Source organism: Streptomyces arenae (assembly GCF_022343545.1).
GTDB lineage: Bacteria > Actinomycetota > Actinomycetes > Streptomycetales > Streptomycetaceae > Streptomyces > Streptomyces humi.
Window position 1 is genome coordinate 1 of the sequence record NZ_JAKQYH010000010.1, and the last position, 20,414, is coordinate 20,414.

The window sequence follows — 20,414 nt, forward strand, 5'->3', positions numbered from 1 at the left end:
ACCGCGGCGGCCCGGCTGCGCGCCGCGGCGGCCGCCCTGCTGGCCCATGCCGGCCGGCGCCCGCCGCGGTGAGAACGCGACGGCCCGCTCCGCGGCTCGGCCTCCCGGGGGAGGGCCTGGCCGCGGGGGCGGGCGGACGGCTCGGGGCGGAGATCAGGCGGCCGGAGCGGTGTGGGGTTGTTCCGGGCCGGGTTTGGGGCGGGTGCGGGTCCAGGACGGGTCGGCGGGGAGGTCAGGAGTGGGGGGACGGTCCATGGGGCGACGGGTCTCCTGGGGCGTGGGGGGTGGTGGAGCAGTCGTCCGGTGCCGTCGGCAACTCGGCCCAGACGACGCGGGCGGTGGATCCCTCCGGCGCGACCTGGACGCCCCAGTCGAGGCTGAGCGCGTCGACCAGGAACAGGCCGCGGCCGTTCTGCTCGTCCGGTCTGGCCCGCCGGGGCGCCGGGAGGGTGAAGCCGCCGTTCTGGTCCTCGACCTCGATACGGACCCGGTCGTCGGTGGCGTGCACCCGGCACACGATCCGCCGGCCGGCCGAGTGCACGATCGCGTTGGTGACCAGTTCGGAGGTGACCAGCACCGCGTTGTCGCGGGCCTCGTCGCACACGCCCCAGGTGCCGAGCAGTTCGCCCACGCTCCGGCGGGCGTTGCCCACCGCGCGCGGCGTCGGTGCCAGGTCGAAGACGCGGCTGCGGGCAGCGGCGGAGCGGTCCCCGGAGGCGAACCGGTCGAGGCCTTGCGGCCCAGGGAGTCGACCGAGGCGTTCGCCTCCGGGTGGCAGGGGGGCGCCCGTCACGTCCGACGGGCGGTGAGCGCCCTCGGCGGCGGCCATCAGGGCCGGCCGGGGCAGACCGGGTATCCGGTCGTCGGGGAGTCGGTCGAGCGGCTGGGGGAGAGAGGGCGGGGCCATCGCCGTGCGCCTTTCGTCCGGCTTCGCAGCGTGGGGCTGAGCGGTCGCGTCCGCCCCGGGCCGCTCGGGGGCAGACGACGACCCGTGCCTGGGCGGCGCCGGGCCGCAGCTCAGTTTCCCCCAACTGCTCTGCTTCGCCTGCTCCTTGGTCGGCCGGAGCAGTAAGCCCACTCTGGCATCTGCCAACATCGTCTCGCAACCGGCAAGTTGAAAATTGCAAGAAGCGAAGTGCATGCTGCTCCCGACAAGAAGTGATCGAATGAGTCCGCGAGCCGATCACACGCACGTGAGACGGTGACCCTGAAACCTGGTGTGAGGGGGTAGGGCGTGACCTCGGAGACCGACTGGGGCGGTGCCCCTTCCGTCCTGCGCATGATCCTGGGCCGGCAGCTGGAGGAGATGCGCACCCGGGCCGGCCTGACCTATGAGCAGGCAGCCGCCGCGATCGGCGTCAGCCATTCCACGATCCGCCGGATGGAGGCCGCCAAGGTGGCCCGGCTCCGGCTGGCGGACGCCGAGAAACTGCTCCAGACCTACGGCGTGACGGACCGCCAGGAGGTCGACACCTTCCTGCAGTCCGTGCGCGAGGCCAACAAGCGCGGCTGGTGGCACACCTACCGCGATGTGATGCCCGACTGGTTCGCCGCGTACCTGAGCCTGGAACAGGCCGCGTTGCAGATCCGCGCCTACGAGAACGAGTTCGTGCACGGCCTGTTGCAGACCCGCGAGTACGCCGCCGCCCTGCTCGGCGCGGGCAACCCGCACGCGCCCGGCGAGGCCACCGAGCGGATGGTGGCGCTGCGCATGCGCCGCCAGGAGCTGATCACCCGGCAGTCGCCGCCCCGGCTCTGGGTCGTGATGGACGAGACGGTGCTGCGCTGGCCGGTCGGCGGCGCCGCCGTCATGCGCGCCCAGATCGACCATCTGATCGAGCTCAACCGGCTGCCCAACGTCACCTTGCAGATCATGCCGTTCGCCAACGGCCCGCACCCCGCCATGCGCGCGGGCGCGTACCACCTCTTCCGGTTCAAGGCACCCGAACTCCCCGACATCGTCTATCTCAACGGCCTGGTGGGCGCGGTCTACCTGGACAAGGGCGACGACGTCGTGGTCTACCGCGAGGCCCTGGACCGGCTGGGCGCCCAGGCGGCGCCCGCCAGAAAGACCGAGGTCCTCCTCGGTGCGATTCGCAAGGAGCTCTGACGTGCACCACCCCGTACAGAACGGCATCACGTCCCGGCAACTCGGCGCGCGCGGCTGGTCCAAGCCGTGGAGCGACGACGCCGGCGGCGCCTGCGTGGAAGTGAAGAAGCTGTCGGACGGCCGGGTGGCGGTACGCCAGTCGACCGACCCCGACGGTCCGGCGCTGGTCTTCACACCCCGCGAGATGACGAGTTTCCTGACCGGTGTGAAAGCGGGTGACGCCGACTTCCTGATGTGACCCCTTTCCCGGGAACTTCCTTGCTACAGCTGATCGTTCAACCAGCCCCCACCTGACACAGCACCCCCGCAGTCCCCGAACACCCCCGCATCCCCCTCACCTGAATGGGAGACACGGCGTTGCCCGACAACGGATGGCCGGCCGACCGCATCGACACCGAGAACGCGCACTCCGCGCGGATCTACGACTACATCCTGGGCGGCAAGGACTACTACCCCGCCGACCAGGAGGCGGGTGACGCGATGGCGCACGAGTGGCCCGCGCTCCCGATCCACATGCGCGCCAACCGCGACTGGATGAACCGCGCCGTGCGCTGGCTCGCCGAGGAGGCGGGGATGCGCCAGTTCCTGGACGTCGGGACCGGCATCCCCACCTCCCCGAACCTGCACGAGATAGCCCAGGCGGTGTCCCCGGACTCCCGGGTCGTCTACGTGGACAACGACCCCATCGTCCTCACCCTGTCCCAGGGCCTGCTCTCCAGCACGCCCGAGGGCAGGACGGCGTACATCGAGGCCGACTTCCGCGACCTGACGGACCTCTTCGACGCCCCCGAGCTCCGCGAGACCCTCGACCTCGGCAAGCCGGTCGCGCTCACGGTGATCGCCATCGTGCACTTCATGCTCGACGCGGACGACGCGGTGGGCGTCGTACGGCGTCTCCTCGAACCGCTGCCCTCCGGCAGCTACCTGGCGATGTCCATCGGCACCGCCGAGTTCGCGCCCGAGGAGGTGGGCCGGGTCGCCCGCGAGTACGCGGCCCGCAACATGCCGATGCGGCTGCGCACCATCGACGAGGCCCACGAGTTCTTCGAGGGCCTGGAGCTGGTGGAGCCGGGCATCGTCCAGGTCCACAAGTGGCACCCGGACGGCACCGGCGAGCAGGGCATCCGCGACGAGGACATCGCGATGTACGGCGCGGTCGCCCGCAAGCCGTGACAGATGCTCCGTGCCGGGGCCGGGCTCACCTTCCCGGCCCCGGCACGGTCTTTCACCCGGGCGCCCGCGACAGGGCGTCCGTACCGACGCGTCCGTACCGACGCGTCCGTGCTCAGGCGTTCGGGTCGAACGAGATCCCCGACGGCCTGGAGTACGACAGGTTGGCGTTGAACGAGCCGTCCTTGATCTTGATGGTCGCGTCGCCGAAGTCCGCGTTCATCAGCTTGTCCCGGTAGCCCGCCGGGTAGCCGTCCCAGCCCACCAGCCGCGGGTAGAACCAGCCACCCGTCACGTTCTCCGGCGGCTCGTCGTTGGAGTTGGCGAACCGGAAGTCGTGGGTGGACACGCCGTCCTTGTGGTAGACGATCTTCGGGTGGGTGCCGTCGAACCGGACGGCCGAGGCCGCGGCCACCTGGTAGCTGCTGTGCTGGGACACCGAGACGTACTGCACCTGGTTGTTCTGGATCCACACGATGACGTGTTCCCAGTCGTGCCGGTGCCCGATGGCCAGCGGACCGAGCGTGGCCTGGTCCTTCTCGAAGTAGCTGGCGTACATCACCGCGCACCAGCCGTTGTTGCACTTCTCGCGCGAGTAGGTGTTGGCGTTGGCGAGCTGCGCGTAGTCGTGGCAGTGGCCGTTGACGTCACCGCCCAGCGCCAGACCGGGGTTGATGGTGCCGTCGGCGCCGATGGCCGCGGTGGTGTAGCAGCCGTCGCCGTCGTAGTCGTACGCCGGGGAGAACGTCTGCTCCAGACCGTCGGCGTTCTGCGGCAGCAGGGTCAGGACGTTCGCGTGCGCGGTGGCGGGCACGGCGACGACGAGGGCGAGCGCGCCGAGCGCGGCGGCCAGCGCCTTGCGGAACGGCCGTCTGCGGGTGGGGGGTTGCAGGTCGGACATGTCGACTCCCTGTTTCGGAAAGGCGAAGCGGAGTCTGGCAGGCCACCTGTGGTCGAGACCACCTGTCGGACTGAACTTTTCTCCAAAGCCGGTTGAACAGCGGTCTCAACACCCTTTCTGTGAGCGGCTGTTGAGTTGCTGTCAGTCAACCGGATGCGCTTGCCGCACCGTTCGCCCGGCGCCAGGCTGCTGGTCGGCTCGTCCCCCCACCGCCCGAAAGGGAACCCAGTGAACAACAGCAGGACGCGTTCCGCCGCGCTGAACCGGCGCGGTTTCCTCGGCGCCGCCGCCGCTGCCGGACTGCTCGGCACGCTGCCCACCCCGGCCGAGGCGGCGCGCAGCGCGGCCGCCACCGACCCGGTCACCACGGAATCCGGCCAGGTCACCGGGGTCCAGGGCGGCCTGCGTGGCGTCACCGTCTACAAGGGCGTCCCGTACGCCGCCTCCACCGCCGGAGCGAACCGCTGGCGCCCGCCGCAGCCGGCCCCGTCCTGGGACGGGGTACGGGCCGCCGACTCCTGGGGACCGGCCTGCCCGCAGCCGGTCACGGGCATCCCGAGCGACCAGGTGCCCGAGCTGAGCGAGGACTGCCTGAACCTCAACATCTGGACGGCCGCGACGAGTTCGGGCGACGCCCGCCCCGTCCTGGTCTGGCTCTACGGCGGCGACACCGCCCTGTGGTCGGGCCAGGAGATCTACAACGGCTCCCTGCTCGCGGCCAAGGGCGTGGTCGTCGTCACCCTCAACCACCGCGTCGGCGTCCTCGGCGGCCTCGCCCACCCCGCGCTGACCGCCGAGTCTGCCTACGGCGGCTCCGGGAACTGGGGGACCCTGGACGTGGTCGCGGCCCTGGAGTGGGTGGCGCGGAACATCGGCGCGTTCGGCGGCGACCCGGGCCGGGTGACCCTGGGCGGCTGGTCGCAGGGCGCCGCCGTCGTCAACGTCCTGCTGGCGTCCCGGCGCGCCCGGGGCCTCTACCACCGCGCCCTGCTCTCCTCCGGCGTCCGGTACACCAAGGACCCGGCGATCGCCCGGGGGCCCGCCCGCCACCGGAGCCTCGCCGACGCCGAGGCCGACGGCACCGGCCTCGCCGCCCGCCTGGGCGCCGACGGCCTCGCCGCACTGCGCGCCCTGGACGCCGACGACCTCGTCACCCGGGCCGCCGCCGATCCCGCCGCCGACTTCGGGCACGTCCTCGACGGATACGTGCTGCCCGACACCTACACCGCCGTACTGGCGGCCCGCGCCGAGACCGACGTACCCGTCCTCACCGGCGTCTGCAAGGACGCGGGCGGCGCCGCGCCCGACCTGACGCTGGACGCGTTCCGGGCCTACGCGGCCTCCGAGTTCGGCCCGCTGGGGCTGGCGGACACCTTCCTGACGCTCTACCCGGCGGACACCGACACGGCCGCCGCCCAGCAGTTCAGCGCCTGGGCCCGGGACGAGGAACGCGTCTCCGCCTTCCTGTGGGGCGGCCAGTTCCTCGACACGGCCGGCAACTCCGGTCCCGTGCACACCTACTACTGGACCCGCGTGCCACCGGGGTACGACGACACCAACCCGGCCATCGGCACCACGGCGACCGGCGCCTTCCAGGGCTCCGACGTCTACTACCTGCTCGGCTTCCTCTACGACACCGACCGGCCCTGGACCTCCCAGGACTACGACATCGCCGACACCACCGCCTCCTGCGTCGCGCGGTTCGCCGCCACCGGCGACCCGAACGGCACCTCCCTGCCCACCTGGCCGGCCCTCGCCGCCGACACCCCGGCGACCATGGAACTCGGCGCCCGGTTCGGCACCCTCGCGGTGGCCGACAGCGACGCCAGGCTCGCCTTCGTGAAGACGTACCTGGAATCAGGGACCGAGGAGTTCTGACCCCTCTCAGGCCCGGGCCGAGCCGTGGCCGAGGGCGCCGTGATGGTGACGTCGGTGCCCGGCCGGGGTGCGGTGCAGGGCGATCAGGGCGGCGTCGTCGCCCAGCCGGCCACCCGCGTGGGCCAGCAGGTCGCGGCGGACGTGGTGGATCAGCGCCTCGGGGGAGGAGTCGGTCCACTGCGCCACCCGGTCCGCGAGCGGATAGAAGCGGCGCCGGGCGTCCCGTGCCTCGGTGACCCCGTCGGTGTACAGCAGCAGGGTGTCGCCCGGCTCGAAGGAGAACACGTCCAGCGTGTGCTCCGAGGCCGCCGTCCCGCGCACGCCCAGCGGCGGCGACGGATGCAGGCTCGGGTCGGTGACCGCGTGCCCGGGGCTCAGCAGCAGAGGTGGCGGATGGCCGCAGCTGGTCATCCGGGTGATCGGGTCCCGGTCCGGGATCTCGATCAGCAGGGCGGTCGCGAACCGCTCGTCCGCCTCCTCCGACGAGTCCAGGTCCGCCGCGTTCCTGATCACGCTCTGCTCCAGGAGGTCGGCCAGCTCCGGCAGGCTGATGTCCCGGTGCGCGGACTCCCGGAAGGCGCTGAGCAGCAGCGCCGCCTCACCGATCGCGGCCAGGCCCTTGCCCCGCACATCACCGATCAGCACCCTGACCAGGTCGGCCGAGCGGGTGACCGCGTACAGATCGCCACCGATCTGCGCCTCGTCCTCGGCGGCCAGGTACAGCGAGGCGATTCGCAGCGGCCCGATCTGCTCGGGCAGCGGCCACATCAGCACGTGCTGCGCGGCCTCGGCGACCGAGCGGACCTGGGCCAGCTGGGCGCGGCGCCGCTCCCGGACCGCGCTGTAGACCACCAGCAACACCGAGAGCACGGCCAGCGTGACGCTCTGCACGATGTGGTTGGCGGTGGTCAGCCCGCCGTGGAACAGGGCGATCACCACCTGGGCGGCCACCGCCAGCGCCCCGACCAGCGCGGTCGCCCGGGGGCCGGCGAAGGACGGGGTGAGGGCGGGGGCGATGACCAGGGCGGGGCCCAGATGGATGTCCTCGGGCGTGCGGAGGTCCGCCACCGTGATCACCAGGATGAGGGCGATCGGGAGCAGCAGCAGCGCGTGGGACGACTGCCAGGACTGCCACGACTGCCGCAGACCCGCCGCTCCGATCCACCGCGTCCGCATGGCACCAGCGTGCGCCACCCCCGTCCGACCGGCCACCGCGCGCCGGCCGTCACAGGTTCACGGAGCGCATCCCGGACTCGTCGTAGCGCTCGCCCGCGGCCCGCGGCACCTCGGCGTCGATGCGGGCCAGGTCGTCCTTGGTCAGCTCGACGTCCACGGCCGCCGCGTTCTGCTCCAGGTAGCTGCGGCGCTTGGTGCCGGGGATCGGGACGATGCCGTCGCCCTGGGCCAGCACCCACGCGAGCGCCAGCTGCGCCGGGGTGACGTCCTTCTCCGCGGCGATCTCCTTCACCTTGGCGGCGAGCCGGAGGTTGGCCTCCAGGTTGTCGCCGGTGAACCGGGGACCGCTGCGCCGGAAGTCGTTCGCGTCGAGCTCGTCGGGGGAGGAGAACCGGCCGGCGAGGAAACCGCGGCCCAGCGGCGAGTACGGGACGAATCCGATGCCCAGCTCCCGGCAGGTCGGGATGACCCCGTCCTCCGGGTCACGGGACCACAGTGAGTACTCGGTCTGCACGGCCGTGACCGGGTGCACCGCGTGGGCCCGCCGGATCGTCTCGGGGCTCGCCTCGCTCAGCCCGATGTGCCGCACCTTGCCCTCGGCGACCAGCTCGCCCAGGGCGCCGACGGTCTCCTCGATCGGCACGTTCGGGTCGACCCGGTGCTGGTAGTACAGGTCGATGTGGTCGGTGCCCAGCCGCTCCAGCGAGCCGTGCACCGAGCTGCGGACGTGGTCGGCGGAACCGTCCTGCCGGCCGATGCTGCTCATGTCGCCCGGTACGGCGTGGTCCATCCGGTAGTTGAACTTGGTGGCGATCACGTACTCGTCGCGGTGCCCGCGGATCGCCTCGCCGACCAGCGTCTCGTTGGTGAGCGGACCGTAGAGCTGCGCGGTGTCGAGGAAGGTGACGCCCAGTTCCCGGGCGCGGTGGATGGTCCGCACGCCCTCGTCCTCGTCGGCCGTGCCGTAGAAGGCGGACATGCCCATGCAGCCGAGACCGATGGCGGAGACCTGCAGATCCCGGAGAGTGCGCTGTCGCATGTGACTCCCAGCCTTTCCTGCTGATTGGTGCTGTCCTTCGGACGCTACGACTTCAAGCGCACTCGAAGTCAAACGCGAACGGCCCGGGGCGCGGCGTACCGCGTCCCGGGCCGCCTTCGCCCGTCAGGGGTTGAGCCGCACCGGCAGCTCGAAGAGGTCGTTCTGGGTGACCACCGGCTTGTTGCGCAGCTCGGACGCCGGCACCGCGAGGTCCAGGCCGGGGAAGCGTTCGTAGAGCGCGGGCAGCGCGACGCCCGCCTCCAGCCGGGAGAGCGCCGCGCCCGGGCAGACGTGCGGCCCGTGCCCGAAGGAGATGTGCCGGTTCCCCGACTCCCGGGTGACGTCGAACTCCCCGGCGCTCGGCCCGTGCGCGTCCTCGTCACGGCCGATCGCGGCGTACGACACGATGAGCGCGTCGCCCGCCGGCAGCACCTTGTCGCCGACCTGGACGTCCTCGGTGGCGAACCGGATCAGCACGTGCGAGGTCGGGGTGGACCAGCGCAGCGTCTCCTCGACCACCGACGACCAGTCCACCTCCCCGGCGAGCACGGCGGCCCGCTGGTCGGGGTGGGTGGAGAGGTTGACCACGGCGTTGACGATCAGGGAGATGGTGGTCTCGTGGCCCGCCGCCACCATCAGCTGGAGGGTGGAGACGATCTCCTCGTCGGTGAGGTGGTCGCCGTCCTCCGAGGCCAGGATCAGCGCGCTGGTCAGGTCGTCCCCGGGCGCGGCCCGCTTGGCGGCGACCGTCGCGGCCATGATCCCGGCCAGCTCGGTGAGGGTGGCGATGACCTCGGCGGGCGGGGTCTGGGTGGAGAAGAACTTCTCGAACAGCACCTTCAGACGCGGCAGTTCAGCCTCGTCGATGCCCATCAGGTCGGCGATGACGTACATGGGCAGCGGGTACGCGAAGGCCGCCTTGAGGTCGACGCGCTCCCCGTCCACGGGCAGGGCGTCGAGCAGGTCCTGGGTGAGCTTCTGGATCCGCTCCCGCATCTGCTCCACCCGGCGCGGGGTGAGCGCCTGCGCGACCAGCACCCGCATCCTGCGGTGGTCGGCGCCGTCCACGGTCAGCATCGAACGGCCGGGGTTGGCGAGGCCGATCAGCGGCCAGTCCGGCGCTATCTCCCCGCGCTGCCAGGCCCCCCACACGTTGATGTCCTTGACCAGCCGCGGGTCGGTCAGCAGCGCCTTGGCCTCGGCGTGCCGGGTGACCGCCCAGACGGGCACCCCGCCGGGCAGTTCCACGGCGGCGAGCGGGCCGGCGGCGCGCAGCCGCGCGCTCTCGCCGTCCAGGTCACCGACGAAGGGGTCGAGGGCGATCCGGGCTTGTTCGGTACCGGTCGTCATCGTGACGTGCCTCCCAGGGCAGGGTCGGATAACTGAGCCATGCGGTGCTGCGCCTGTCTCTCGAAGCGGATCAGCGGATCAGAGGGCGGGTACGGGGGTGAACCGGACGGGCAGCGCGGTCAGCCCGCGCAGCCACGGCGAGGGCCGCCGGGTGAGGGAGTCGGCCGGGACCGCCAGGTCGATGTCCGGAAGCCGGTCGAGGACGACCTCGATCCCGGTCCGGGCGATCACCTCGGCGACCTCCTGGGCGGGGAACGGGCAGCGGTGCTCGCCGTGCCCGAAGGAGAAGTGCGCGTTGTTGCCGCCGGTCAGCGCGGAGGCGTCGGTGCGCACCTGCGGATCGGAGTTGGCGCCCTGGAGACCGAGGATCAGCAGGTCACCGGCGCGGATCCGGCGGCCGCCCAGCTGGGTGTCGCGGGACGCCCAGCGGCCGGCGATGTTCTGGCTGGGGGTGTCCTCCCACAGCACCTCGTTCATCGCCTCCGCGACGCTGTTGCGGCCGCCGAACAGGGAGGCGGCGAACCGGTCGTCGGTGAGCATGAGCCGCAGCGAGTTGCCGATCCAGTCGGCGGTCGGCTGGTGCCCGGCCGCCATCATGACCATCAGGTCGTTCATCATCTCTTCGTCGGTGAACCCGCTCTTGTCCTGGAGCATCCGCGACACCACGTCGTCGGCCGGGTCCGCCTTCCGGTCGGCCAGCAACTGGGCCATGGACGTGGCCAGATGGGTCTGCCCGGCGATCGCCCGCTCACGCCCGTCGATCATGTCGTTGAGGGCGGTGACCAGACCGGGGCCCTCCTCGTCGGAGAAGCCGTACAGGCGCGCCAGCACCCGCACCGGCAGCAGCATCGCGTACTGGCCGATCAGGTCGGCCTCACCGCTCGTGCACAGCCCGTCGATCAGCTCGTCCGCGAACCGCTCGGCGTGGCCGCGCAGTTCGAACGGGTCGACGGCCTCCAGCGCGTCGCTGATCATCCCGGCCCGCTCGCGGTGCCGCTCGCCGACCGTGTACAGGATCGAGGGCTGCTTACGGCCGATCATCGGCAGCAGCGGCCAGTCGTCGGGGATCATGTCCCACTGGTTCCACAGGTCCGAGTCCCGGCTGAACAGCACCGGGTCCCCGGTCACCTGGTGCAGCTCGCGGTAGCCGACGACCAGCCAGGCGGGCACGTCACCGTCGAGCACGACGGGGGTGACGGCGCCGTGGTCGCGCCGCATCTCGCGGTACAGACGCGCCGGTTCGGTCTGGAACCGGGGGCCGCCGAGCGGCACGGCTTCGGGGGTCACACGAACTCCTGTCGGGGCAGGTCCGCCGGCGCGGACGGGCCGGCGTACCGGTTCTTGACGTGCTGGACGAGCGTGATCAGCACCTGCTTGCCGGACTCCCGGGAACGGGCGTCGCAGTTCACCAGGGGGACCTGCGGATCCAGGTCGAGGGCGTGCCGGACGGCCTCCGGCGTGTGCACGGCGCCGCCGAAGTCGTTGCAGGCGACGATGAACGGCGTGCCGTGCTTCTCCAGGCGGTCGATGGCGTACCAGGAGTCGTCGATCCGCCGGGTGTCGACGAGCACGACCGCCCCGAGGGTGCCGGAGAACAGCCGGTCCCACAGGAACCAGAACCGCTCCTGGCCCGGCGCCCCGAACAGGTACAGCACGTTGCGGGCGTCCAGCGTGATCCGGCCGAAGTCGAAGGCGACGGTGGTGGCGGACTTGCCGCGCACCTCGCGGATGTCGTCGACCTCCGCGCCGGCCTGGGTCATCGTCTCCTCGGTGTTCAGGGGACGGATCTCGCTGACCGAGCGGACCAGCGTGGTCTTGCCGACGCCGAAGCCGCCCACGACCACGATCTTGAAGCCGTTGTCGGCGGAGGCACCCAACGGGGTGCGCGCGTCAGAGGTTGCGGAGTCCAACGAGCACCTGCTCCAGGATGTCGGGATCGGTGATGGCCGGCCGGTACGGGTGGCGGGCACTGACCCGGCCGGCCGCCAGCAGGTCGCCCAGCAGGATCTTGGTGATGCTCACCGGCAGCGCCAGCTCCGCGGCGATCTCGACCACGGAGACCGGGAACTCGGCCAGCCGCAGGATCGCCGCGTGCTCCGACTGCATGCCGGTGGCCGGCTCCGACTCGGCCACGACCAGCGTGACCAGGTCGAAGGGGTTGTCGGGGCCGGCACCGCTGCGGCCGCCGGTGATGGTGTAGAGACGGTCGGGCGCGTCGTCCCTGCCGGGCCGGCTCATGCGCTGCGGGGCTGCGCGGTCAGGTGTTCGCCGAGTTGCTCGACCAGTTCGCTCATGTTGTGCCCGACCAGCCCCGGCTCCGCGTCCTCGCTGGTCACCACGGCCAGGTGGGCGCCCTCGCCGGCCTCGACGATGAACAGCACGCCCCCGTAGAACTCGGTCATCGCCGACCGCACGCCCCCGCTGCCGTCGCCGAACTCCACGGACGCCCCGTGCGACAGCGACTGGATGCCGGCGGCGATCGCCGCGAGCTGGTCGGCCTGGTCGACGGAGAGCTCCGGGGTACGGCAGAGCTTGAGCCCGTCGCGGGAGAGCACCAGGGCATGCCGAGCACCGGGGGTGCGCTCCAGGAGGCCCTCGATGAGCCAGGTGAGCTTGTCGTCGGCGGTGGTCCTGCCGGTCATGAAGTGGTGTCGCCTTCCGGGTACGCGTGCGGGTGAGAGGTGTGCTCGGATCCGGACTCCGGGTGGGGCGCGGGGGCCGGGTCGTGCACGGGCGTGGGGGCGTACGGGTCTGTCTCGCCGGCCGCGCCGTGGGCGCCGGCGGAGTCGGGCGCGGCGGTGCGTACGGCCTGCCGGAAGCTGTTGAAGCGGGCGGCGCGCACCCGGGCGTCCTCGGCGGCGGGCGCGGGGCGCGGCTGCTCCGGCTGCGGCGACGACCTGCGCTCGGCCTCGGCGAGGGTCCGGCCGCGGCGCCGCCTCGGCAGCCCGGCGGGTTCGTCCGCGTCGTCGGCGGATTCGGCGCCCGTGGATTCGGCGGCCGCGGGTCCGGTTGCCGCGGGTCCGGTTGCCTCGGCCGACTCGGCAGGCTCGCCGGCCTCGCCCGCCGCGGCGGACTCGTGCTCGGGTGCCGGGTCCGCGGCGGCCGGCACCCGAGCGGGCGACCCGGCCGCCTTCGGGGGCACGGGCTCGTCGCCGACCGGGCTGGTCAGCAGGTCCTGCGGGACCAGCATCAGCACGCCGGTGCCGCCGCGTGCCGACGGCCGGAACGACACCTTCAGACCGTGCTTGCCGGCCAGCCGGCCCACCACCGCGAGACCGAGCCGGGTGCCGGTGAGACCGCCCAGCTCCGTGGTGTCGCCGGAGACCGCCCGCTCGGCGCGGCGCAACTGCACGTCGCCCATGACCAGCCCGCTGTCCTCCACGGACACGATGACCCCGGCCGGCACCTCCTCCACGTACACGTGGACCTCGGCCGTCGGCGGCGAGAAGTTGGCGGCGTTGTCGAGGAGTTCGGCGAGCGCGTGCATGACACCCTCGGCGGCGTGTCCGGCGACGGCCGCCTCGCTCACCGAGTGCACCCGCACCCGGCGGTAGCCGCTGATCCGGCCCATCGCCCCGCGCAGGATCGACTCCATGCCGATCGGACGTGCCCACCGGCGGCCGGAACGCGCCCCGGTCAGTACCGCGATGGAGTCGGCGAGCCGGCCCGCCTGGGCGGTGCGGTGGTCGAGGTGCAGCAGGTCCGCGAGCACGTCCTCCTCGGTGTGCCGCTCCTCCATGCCCCGCAGGTCGGCGAGGGTGGCGGTGGCCAGGGCCTGCATCCGCCCGGCCGCGTTGCCGGCGGCGGCGATCGCCGCGGCCCGTTCCCGGGAGGCCCGCTCCAGGGCGGCGGCGAGCCGGACGTTCTCCTGCCGGTACCAGTCCAGCTCCTGGCCGCTCTCCTCCTGGACGCGGGCCCGCTCCTGCTCGAAGGACTCCGCGAACTCGCTGCGCTGCTGGGCCAGTTCGTCGATGAGCCGCTGCTGCTCCTGGCGCGCCTCCTCGGTCGTGCGGGCCTGCTGCTGGAGCAGCCGCCCGATGTCCTGGCTCACCGCCTCCAGCCGGCGCCGGGCACTGCGCGCGGTGCGGGCCGCGTGGACGGCCCAGGTCACCGCCGCGCAGAGCAGCAGCGCGGCCGCGCTCGCCCCCAGGGCGAGGGGCGTACGTACCGAGGCCGGAGCGGCGGTCACCGCGGCCACCACCGCGAGAGCCGACACGAGGGCGGTCAGTGCGAGGGTCGGAGCGAGCGTACGGGGGGACGGTCGGTCGCCGGGATGCGTGGGCGCGGTCATCAGTCCGGTCTGGTCCTCGGAGCAGGTAGGGATGTGTGTCCGGTAAAGGAGTTGTGACGCTCGGTGCTGAACTTCGCGTCACTATACGAGAGTCCGTGATCGAAACAGAACGGTTCCGGCCGCATTACCTGAAAGCCATGACAGCGAAGGTGACTTGCTGTGGATCGACTGTGAGTGGGGAGGGGGACGCGCGGGCGGGCAGGAGGGTTCCGTCGTGGACGGGTGATGAACGCGACGCGGAATTCCGGCCAGTCGTAGCTCCCGCATCGTCGCAAATGATCCAAACGTCTATACGATGACGCGTGAAACGGCCGGGGCGTGGAGAACCTCTTCTCCGTGTGCGCGGGTCCGTGTGCACGGGTCCGTGGGCAGGCCGACGGCGGGGCGGTGTCGAGGGGGCGATGCCTTCATGAGGGGCGACTGGACCCGGCTGACCGCGCGAGCGGTCCGGTTCCTGCGGCGCACGCTGCGCGACGAATGGCACGGCATCGTGGTGGAGCCGGTACGGCAGCTCGTACGCCGCGGGCTCAGCGGGATCGTGCTGGCGTTCGTGGCCGCGTCCGGCGTCATCTTCTTCCACGCCGTCGCCCAGCACCCCTTAGGCAGAAGACTCGTATGGCACCTCGGCGGTGTCACCGCCGACCTCCCGCTGTGGCTCTCCCTGCTCCGCACCCCCGTCTCGCTCTACGTCCCGGCCCTGGACCTGCCCGTCTGGGCGGGCATCACCCAGCTCTTCCTCGCCTTCGCGCTCGCCGAACTCACCCTCGGCCGCGGCCGGACCCTCGCCGTCGCCTACCTCACCACCGTGGCCGGCACCATGACCGCCCGGATGATGGTCGCGGTGGGCCCCGGCTGGTGGGGGTTCGGCCTGCCCCCGGCGGTGGGCCGGGTCCTCGACACCGGGCCGTCCGCCGCCGTGGTCGGGCTGTTCACCTATCTGGCCGTGGTCCGCCGGGCCCCCGTCGTCTTCACACTGACCGGCGGCTCGATGGTGTGGGAGTCGATCGCCGTACCGAACCTCGCCGGCCGGGAGCACCTGATCGCGGTGACCGGCGCGGTCCTCCTCGGCCTGCTGCACGGCCGTCGGCCGCCCCTCCTGGCCCGCTTCACGCAGCGCCTCGACACCCCACCGCCGCCGCCCCGTTCCGGCCCGCCCGTGCACCGCCCCGACCCCCAGCGCCACCCCGTGCCGTCCCTGCGGCTCCCCTGAAACAGCCAACCCTTCCGTCTTCCCCGGAACCCCATAAGTCACGCGGCCGACCCGCCGAACCGTTCAACGACGTCAATGTGATGGTTTTCGCACTTCAGCCCATGCGGGCAACCCCTAGTGTTGCGGCGAGCTACGGCAGGTCACGGCAGGGTTCGGCTGACACCATGGTGTTTGTCGCCGGCAGGCTGAAGGGATCCAGGGATGTTCCGCAAGGTGCTGGTCGCCAACCGTGGAGAGATCGCCATCCGCGCGTTCCGCGCGGCCTACGAGCTGGGTGCGCGCACGGTCGCCGTGTTCCCCTACGAGGACCGCAACTCGCTGCACCGGCTCAAGGCCGACGAGGCCTACGAGATCGGCGAACCCGGGCATCCGGTGCGTGCCTACCTCTCCGTCGAGGAGATCGTGGCCGCCGCCCGGCGGGCCGGGGCCGACGCCGTCTACCCGGGGTACGGCTTCCTCTCCGAGAACCCGGAACTCGCCCGCGCCTGCGAGGAGGCGGGCATCACGTTCGTCGGGCCGAACGCCCAGACGCTGGAACTCACCGGCAACAAGGCCCGCGCGGTCGCCGCCGCGCGCGCCGCCGGTGTCCCGGTGCTCGGCTCCTCCGCGCCCTCCAACGACGTCGAGGAACTGGTCCGGGCCGCCGACGAGATCGGCTTCCCGGTGTTCGTTAAGGCCGTCGCGGGCGGCGGCGGCCGCGGCATGCGCAGGGTCGAGGAACCCGCCGCGCTGCGCGAGTCCATCGAGCAGGCCTCCCGGGAGGCGGCCTCCGCGTTCGGCGACCCGACGGTCTTCCTGGAGAAGGCCGTGGTCGACCCCCGCCACATCGAGGTGCAGATCCTCGCCGACGGCGAGGGCGACGTCATCCACCTCTTCGAGCGGGACTGCTCGCTCCAACGCCGCCACCAGAAGGTCATCGAGCTGGCCCCCGCGCCGAACCTCGACCCGGAACTCCGGGACCGCATCTGCGCCGACGCCGTGCGCTTCGCCCGCGAGATCGGCTACCGCAACGCAGGCACCGTGGAGTTCCTCCTCGACCGCGACGGCAACCACGTCTTCATCGAGATGAACCCGCGCATCCAGGTGGAACACACGGTCACCGAGGAGGTCACCGACGTCGACCTGGTCCAGGCCCAGCTGCGCATCGCCTCCGGCCAGACCCTCGCCGGCCTCGGCCTCTCCCAGGAGACGGTGAAGCTGCACGGAGCGGCCCTCCAGTGCCGTATCACCACCGAGGACCCCGCCAACGGCTTCCGCCCCGACACCGGCCGCATCAGCGCCTACCGCTCGCCGGGCGGCTCCGGCATCCGGCTGGACGGCGGCACCACCCACGCCGGCACCGAGATCAGCGCCCACTTCGACTCGATGCTGGTCAAGCTCACCTGCCGGGGCCGGGACTTCAAGGCCGCCATCGGCCGTGCCCGGCGTGCCGTCGCCGAGTTCCGCATCCGGGGAGTGTCCACCAACATCCCCTTCCTCCAGGCCGTCCTCGACGACCCGGACTTCCAGGCCGGCCGCATCACCACGTCGTTCATCGAACAGCGCCCGCACCTGCTGACCGCCCGTACCTCCGCCGACCGCGGCACCAAGCTGCTCACCTACCTGGCCGACGTCACCGTCAACAAGCCGCACGGCGAGCGCCCCCACCTGGTCGAGTCGACCAGCAAGCTGCCCCAGCTGCCGCCCGGTGAGCCGCCCGCCGGCTCCCGGCAGCGGCTCGTGGAGCTCGGCCCCGAAGGGTTCGCCCGCGCCCTGCGCGAGTCGCCCACCATCGGCATCACCGACACCACCTTCCGCGACGCCCACCAGTCCCTGCTCGCCACCCGGGTCCGCACCAAGGACCTGCTCGCGGTCGCCCCGGTCGTCGCCCGCACCCTGCCCGAACTGCTCTCCCTGGAGTGCTGGGGCGGCGCCACCTACGACGTCGCGCTGCGCTTCCTCGCCGAGGACCCCTGGGAACGGCTCGCGGCGCTGCGGGAAGCGGTCCCCAACATCTGCCTCCAGATGCTGCTGCGCGGCCGCAACACCGTCGGCTACACCCCCTACCCGACCGAGGTCACCGACGCCTTCGTGCAGGAGGCCGCCGCCACCGGCATCGACATCTTCCGCATCTTCGACGCCCTCAACGACGTCGGCCAGATGCGCCCCGCCATCCAGGCGGTACGCGAGACGGGCACCGCGGTCGCCGAGGTCGCGCTCTGCTACACCGCCGACCTGTCCGACCCGGACGAGCGGCTCTACACCCTCGACTACTACCTGCGGCTCGCCGAGCAGATCGTCGACGCGGGCGCCCACATCATCGCCGTCAAGGACATGGCGGGCCTGCTGCGCGCCCCCGCCGCCGCCAGGCTGGTCTCGGCGCTGCGCCGCGAGTTCGACCTCCCGGTCCACCTGCACACCCACGACACCGCGGGCGGCCAGCTGGCCACCTACCTCGCCGCGGTCCAGGCGGGCGCGGACGCGGTGGACGGCGCGGTGGCCTCCATGGCCGGTACGACCTCGCAGCCCTCCCTGTCGGCGATCGTGGCAGCCACCGACTACTCGGAGCGGCCCACCGGGCTCGACCTCAGGGCGATCGAGGACCTGGAGCCGTACTGGGAGAGCGTCCGCAAGGTCTACGCCCCCTTCGAGGCGGGCCTCGCCGCCCCGACCGGCCGCGTCTACCACCACGAGATCCCCGGCGGCCAGCTCTCCAACCTGCGCACCCAGGCCGTCGCGCTCGGCCTCGGCGACCGCTTCGAGGACATCGAGGCGATGTACGAGGCCGCCGACCGCATCCTCGGCCGGCTGGTCAAGGTCACCCCGTCGTCCAAGGTGGTCGGTGACCTCGCCCTGCACCTGGTGGGCGCCGGGGTGAGGCCCGAGGACTTCGAGGCGACCCCCGACAAGTTCGACATCCCGGACTCGGTGATCGGCTTCCTGCGCGGCGAGCTGGGCACCCCGCCCGGCGGCTGGCCGGAGCCGTTCCGCACCAAGGCGCTCCAGGGCCGCGCGGCCGCCAAGCCGGCGCCGGAGCTGTCCACCGAGGACCGCGAAGGCCTCGCCAAGGAGCCCCGCGCCACCCTCAACCGGCTGCTGTTCCCGGCCCCGACCCGCGAGTTCGAGACGCACCGCCAGACCTACGGCGACACCAGCGTCCTGGACAGCAAGGACTTCTTCTACGGCCTGCGCCCGGGCAAGGAGTACGCGGTCGACCTGGAACCCGGCGTCCGGCTGCTGATCGAGCTCCAGGCCGTCGGCGAGGCCGACGAGCGCGGTATGCGCACGGTGATGTCCTCGCTCAACGGCCAGCTGCGGCCCATCCAGATCCGCGACCGCGCCGCGGCCTCCGACGTCCCGGTCACGGAGAAGGCCGACCGCGCCGACCCCGGCCACGTCGCGGCCCCGTTCGCCGGGGTCGTCACCCTCGCGGTGACCGAGGGCACGGAGGTCGAGGCGGGCGCCACGGTGGCCACGATCGAGGCCATGAAGATGGAGGCCACCATCACCGCGCCGAAGGCCGGCCGGATCTCCCGGCTCGCCATCAACCGCATCCAGCAGGTGGAGGGCGGCGACCTGCTGGTCGAGATCGCCTGACCCGCACCGGAGCGGAAAGGGTGGCGGCGGGCCGGTCGACCGGCCCGCCCCCACCCAGGTCAGCCGCGTCCCCGCTACGACCGCACGAAGTGGGCGCGCAGGTGCGCCTTCAGCAGGTTGGGGTCGCGCTGGGTGGAGTAGGCGGCGCCGGCCACGTACACGTCCCGGCCCTGCACCGCCAGCGAGGTCGGGTTGGACAGCCCGTCCTGCACCGAGAGAACGGTGGCGCGGGTGCCGTCCGGGTGGACCAGGACGACCTCGTTGGAGGGGTTCAGCGCGGCGAGCACGACGTCCGAGTGCCCGGGGAAGACGAAGTCGTCCACGCCGGTCAGACCGGTCGCCCGGGTCTCGGCGGGGCCTGCCGAGCCGTCCTCGCGGACCGGGATGCGCAGCAGCGTGCCCCGGTCGCTGTTGGTCACCCAGACCGCGTCCTTATGGACCTTGACCCCGTTGGCACCGAACCCGGCGGCCGTACCGGGCAGCGCGGCCAGGGCGGCGCCGGTGGCCCACGCCGTGGGCGTGCCGCCGGCCTGCGGGACGCGCCACACCGTGCCCAGCGCCGAGTCGGCGGCGTAGAGGACGCCGTGCCGCTCGTCGAGGGCCAGGCCGTTGGGCAGACCGTCCGACGGCAGCTCGGCGATCTGCTCCGGCGTGCCGCCGCCCGCCGGGATGCGCCAGATGCCGGTCCTGCCGGTGCCGGTGGCGTAGTTGACGTACAGCGTGCCGTCCAGCGCGCGGGCGAGACCGAGGGTGACGGCGCTGTTCAGCAGGGGTGTGCGGGGGCTGCGTTCGGCGGGCAGGGTGGCGAGGACCCGTACCCGGCGCTCGCGGGTGACCCTGGCGACCTGACGGGCGTACGAGAAGGACACGTCGGCCGAGCCGCCGCGCTCGGCGACGACGCTCTCGGGGGTCTGGCCGCCGGCCAGATCGAAGTGCGCGACGACGCGGGGGTTCGAGACGACCGGCTCGTCGCTCGCGGCCGGAGCCGCCGCGAGCAGACCGATCACGAGCGCGGCCGGGGCGAGCACGGCCGCGCGGGGAAATCGGGGCATGTGACCTCTTTCGACGGGAGCGCAGGGCTCCGGCGTACCGGTCACACCAACATGACGGCTCCCCGGCCCCGGCCGCCGTCAGCCCCGGCCGGGACGTCGCCCGCCCGGCGCACGGCGTGGCCCCGCATGCCGCGCAGCCGGGTGACGGTTCCGCTCAGTTCCACAGCGGAATGGTCATGACCTGGGTGAATCCCTCAGGCCTCGCGCCCGGGTAGGTCATGCTCAGCCGTGTGAACTGCTGGACGTTCGGATGCTTCTTCCATGCCGTGGGACGGTCCAGCTTCACCGTCACCGGGTAGCGGTGGAAGGTGCCGGCCGCACAGTACGGCTTGCAGTCGTTCACCCAGTTCAAGCCCTGGGCGACCGCGCTGTTGTCGTTCCACTGCGTCCAGCGCATACCGGCGAGCCGGCTGTTGCCGTCGCCGCAGGCCAGGATGAAGTCGGTGGGCCGGTACCGCTGGTGCCAGAGGCAGTCGACGAGCACGGGGTGCTGGGCCGCCCGGGGCGCGGCCGGTGTCGGCGGCGTCGCGGAGGCCGTCGTCATACCCGCCGTGAGCAGCAGGGCCGCTCCGAGTCCGATCGCCGTTCCCACCACTGGACTGCGCATGGTCGCTCCCGCCCGTACCGCCGTGAGTGCTTCTCTACGACGCTACGACCGACC

19 protein-coding genes are annotated in these 20,414 nt (G+C 72.4%); 6 read left to right on the forward strand and 13 right to left on the reverse strand.

Annotated elements, in window-relative coordinates; genetic code table 11:
- Positions 1-232: 232 nt before the first annotated feature.
- The gene (locus MB828_RS04885) at positions 233-907 is read right to left on the reverse strand and encodes an ATP-binding protein (RefSeq protein WP_301647071.1); all 675 of its coding nucleotides are present in this window, start codon (positions 905-907) and stop codon (positions 233-235) included.
- Positions 908-1,234: 327 nt separating this feature from the next.
- On the opposite strand from MB828_RS04885, the gene MB828_RS04890 reads away from it, so the two are divergent.
- The 3 genes from MB828_RS04890 (at position 1,235) to MB828_RS04900 (ending at position 3,283) form a co-directional block, all read left to right on the forward strand.
- On the forward strand, positions 1,235-2,110 hold the full coding sequence (locus MB828_RS04890) for a helix-turn-helix domain-containing protein (protein WP_133022873.1): 876 nt from the start codon (positions 1,235-1,237) through the stop codon (positions 2,108-2,110).
- 1 nt (position 2,111) lies between these two features.
- Positions 2,112-2,348, forward strand: coding sequence for a DUF397 domain-containing protein (locus MB828_RS04895; RefSeq protein ID WP_301647072.1), 237 nt, complete (start codon positions 2,112-2,114; stop codon positions 2,346-2,348).
- 119 nt (positions 2,349-2,467) lie between these two features.
- On the forward strand, positions 2,468-3,283 hold the full coding sequence (locus MB828_RS04900; protein WP_046732209.1) for an SAM-dependent methyltransferase: 816 nt from the start codon (positions 2,468-2,470) through the stop codon (positions 3,281-3,283).
- 112 nt (positions 3,284-3,395) lie between these two features.
- Here MB828_RS04900 and MB828_RS04905 read toward each other — a convergent pair whose 3' ends face one another.
- Positions 3,396-4,181 (reverse strand): NPP1 family protein, encoded by a 786-nt coding sequence (locus tag MB828_RS04905; RefSeq protein WP_301647073.1) that lies wholly within the window; start codon positions 4,179-4,181, stop codon positions 3,396-3,398.
- A gap of 228 nt (positions 4,182-4,409) precedes the next feature.
- Here MB828_RS04905 and MB828_RS04910 point away from each other — a divergent pair, with 228 nt between their 5' ends.
- Positions 4,410-6,059 (forward strand): carboxylesterase/lipase family protein, encoded by a 1,650-nt coding sequence (locus MB828_RS04910; RefSeq protein WP_301647074.1) that lies wholly within the window; start codon positions 4,410-4,412, stop codon positions 6,057-6,059.
- Between the two features lie 6 nt (positions 6,060-6,065).
- Here MB828_RS04910 and MB828_RS04915 read toward each other — a convergent pair whose 3' ends face one another.
- The 8 genes from MB828_RS04915 to MB828_RS04950 form a co-directional block, all read right to left on the reverse strand.
- Positions 6,066-7,235, reverse strand: coding sequence for a PP2C family protein-serine/threonine phosphatase (locus MB828_RS04915; protein WP_301647075.1), 1,170 nt, complete (start codon positions 7,233-7,235; stop codon positions 6,066-6,068).
- A 49-nt stretch (positions 7,236-7,284) separates the two neighbouring features.
- The gene (locus MB828_RS04920; protein ID WP_133022876.1) at positions 7,285-8,274 is read right to left on the reverse strand and encodes an aldo/keto reductase; all 990 of its coding nucleotides are present in this window, start codon (positions 8,272-8,274) and stop codon (positions 7,285-7,287) included.
- A gap of 123 nt (positions 8,275-8,397) precedes the next feature.
- Positions 8,398-9,624, reverse strand: a complete 1,227-nt coding sequence (locus MB828_RS04925) for a cytochrome P450 family protein (protein ID WP_301647076.1) — start codon at positions 9,622-9,624, stop codon at positions 8,398-8,400.
- A 78-nt stretch (positions 9,625-9,702) separates the two neighbouring features.
- Positions 9,703-10,911 carry a cytochrome P450 gene (locus tag MB828_RS04930; RefSeq protein WP_301647077.1) on the reverse strand — a complete coding sequence of 403 codons (1,209 nt, stop codon included), beginning with the start codon at positions 10,909-10,911 and terminating at the stop codon, positions 9,703-9,705.
- Positions 10,908-11,534 (reverse strand): GTP-binding protein, encoded by a 627-nt coding sequence (locus tag MB828_RS04935; RefSeq protein WP_430381330.1) that lies wholly within the window; start codon positions 11,532-11,534, stop codon positions 10,908-10,910. Before MB828_RS04935 ends, MB828_RS04930 begins: the two co-directional genes overlap by 4 nt.
- Positions 11,515-11,862: a DUF742 domain-containing protein gene (locus tag MB828_RS04940; protein WP_046732216.1), complete on the reverse strand. Its 348-nt coding sequence runs from the start codon at positions 11,860-11,862 to the stop codon at positions 11,515-11,517. Before MB828_RS04940 ends, MB828_RS04935 begins: the two co-directional genes overlap by 20 nt.
- Positions 11,859-12,266, reverse strand: a complete 408-nt coding sequence (locus MB828_RS04945; protein WP_301647078.1) for a roadblock/LC7 domain-containing protein — start codon at positions 12,264-12,266, stop codon at positions 11,859-11,861. The genes MB828_RS04940 and MB828_RS04945 overlap by 4 nt, the downstream gene beginning before the upstream one ends.
- The gene (locus MB828_RS04950) at positions 12,263-13,915 is read right to left on the reverse strand and encodes an ATP-binding protein (protein WP_301647079.1); all 1,653 of its coding nucleotides are present in this window, start codon (positions 13,913-13,915) and stop codon (positions 12,263-12,265) included. The genes MB828_RS04945 and MB828_RS04950 overlap by 4 nt, the downstream gene beginning before the upstream one ends.
- A gap of 409 nt (positions 13,916-14,324) precedes the next feature.
- On the opposite strand from MB828_RS04950, the gene MB828_RS04955 reads away from it, so the two are divergent.
- Both MB828_RS04955 and MB828_RS04960 read left to right on the forward strand, forming a co-directional pair.
- Entirely contained in the window at positions 14,325-15,125 is an 801-nt protein-coding gene (locus MB828_RS04955; RefSeq protein ID WP_301647080.1) for a hypothetical protein, read from the forward strand.
- Positions 15,126-15,326: 201 nt separating this feature from the next.
- Positions 15,327-18,701, forward strand: a complete 3,375-nt coding sequence (locus MB828_RS04960) for a pyruvate carboxylase (RefSeq protein WP_301647081.1) — start codon at positions 15,327-15,329, stop codon at positions 18,699-18,701.
- 74 nt (positions 18,702-18,775) lie between these two features.
- Here MB828_RS04960 and MB828_RS04965 read toward each other — a convergent pair whose 3' ends face one another.
- The 3 genes from MB828_RS04965 to MB828_RS04975 are packed head-to-tail and all read right to left on the reverse strand — an operon-like array spanning position 18,776 to position 20,360.
- A complete protein-coding gene (locus tag MB828_RS04965; RefSeq protein WP_301647082.1) occupies positions 18,776-19,753 on the reverse strand; it encodes a hypothetical protein in 978 nt (325 codons plus the stop codon).
- Between the two features lie 41 nt (positions 19,754-19,794).
- Positions 19,795-19,917 carry a hypothetical protein gene (locus MB828_RS04970; protein ID WP_276207602.1) on the reverse strand — a complete coding sequence of 41 codons (123 nt, stop codon included), beginning with the start codon at positions 19,915-19,917 and terminating at the stop codon, positions 19,795-19,797.
- Positions 19,908-20,360, reverse strand: a complete 453-nt coding sequence (locus tag MB828_RS04975; RefSeq protein ID WP_301647083.1) for a hypothetical protein — start codon at positions 20,358-20,360, stop codon at positions 19,908-19,910. Before MB828_RS04975 ends, MB828_RS04970 begins: the two co-directional genes overlap by 10 nt.
- Positions 20,361-20,414: the final 54 nt, after the last annotated feature.

Excerpts from the sequence above, each read along its gene's own strand:
- MB828_RS04885 (WP_301647071.1), bottom strand. The coding sequence starts at position 907 with ATGGCCCCGCCCTCTCTCCCCCAGCCGCTCGACCGACTCCCCGACGAC.
- MB828_RS04905 (WP_301647073.1), bottom strand. The coding sequence starts at position 4,181 with ATGTCCGACCTGCAACCCCCCACCCGCAGACGGCCGTTCCGCAAGGCG.
- MB828_RS04915 (WP_301647075.1), bottom strand. The coding sequence starts at position 7,235 with ATGCGGACGCGGTGGATCGGAGCGGCGGGTCTGCGGCAGTCGTGGCAG.
- MB828_RS04920 (WP_133022876.1), bottom strand. The coding sequence starts at position 8,274 with ATGCGACAGCGCACTCTCCGGGATCTGCAGGTCTCCGCCATCGGTCTC.
- MB828_RS04925 (WP_301647076.1), bottom strand. The coding sequence starts at position 9,624 with ATGACGACCGGTACCGAACAAGCCCGGATCGCCCTCGACCCCTTCGTC.
- MB828_RS04940 (WP_046732216.1), bottom strand. The coding sequence starts at position 11,862 with ATGAGCCGGCCCGGCAGGGACGACGCGCCCGACCGTCTCTACACCATC.
- MB828_RS04945 (WP_301647078.1), bottom strand. The coding sequence starts at position 12,266 with ATGACCGGCAGGACCACCGCCGACGACAAGCTCACCTGGCTCATCGAG.
- MB828_RS04950 (WP_301647079.1), bottom strand. The coding sequence starts at position 13,915 with ATGACCGCGCCCACGCATCCCGGCGACCGACCGTCCCCCCGTACGCTC.
- MB828_RS04955 (WP_301647080.1), top strand. The coding sequence starts at position 14,325 with ATGAGGGGCGACTGGACCCGGCTGACCGCGCGAGCGGTCCGGTTCCTG.
- MB828_RS04960 (WP_301647081.1), top strand. The coding sequence starts at position 15,327 with ATGTTCCGCAAGGTGCTGGTCGCCAACCGTGGAGAGATCGCCATCCGC.
- MB828_RS04965 (WP_301647082.1), bottom strand. The coding sequence starts at position 19,753 with ATGCCCCGATTTCCCCGCGCGGCCGTGCTCGCCCCGGCCGCGCTCGTG.
- MB828_RS04975 (WP_301647083.1), bottom strand. The coding sequence starts at position 20,360 with ATGCGCAGTCCAGTGGTGGGAACGGCGATCGGACTCGGAGCGGCCCTG.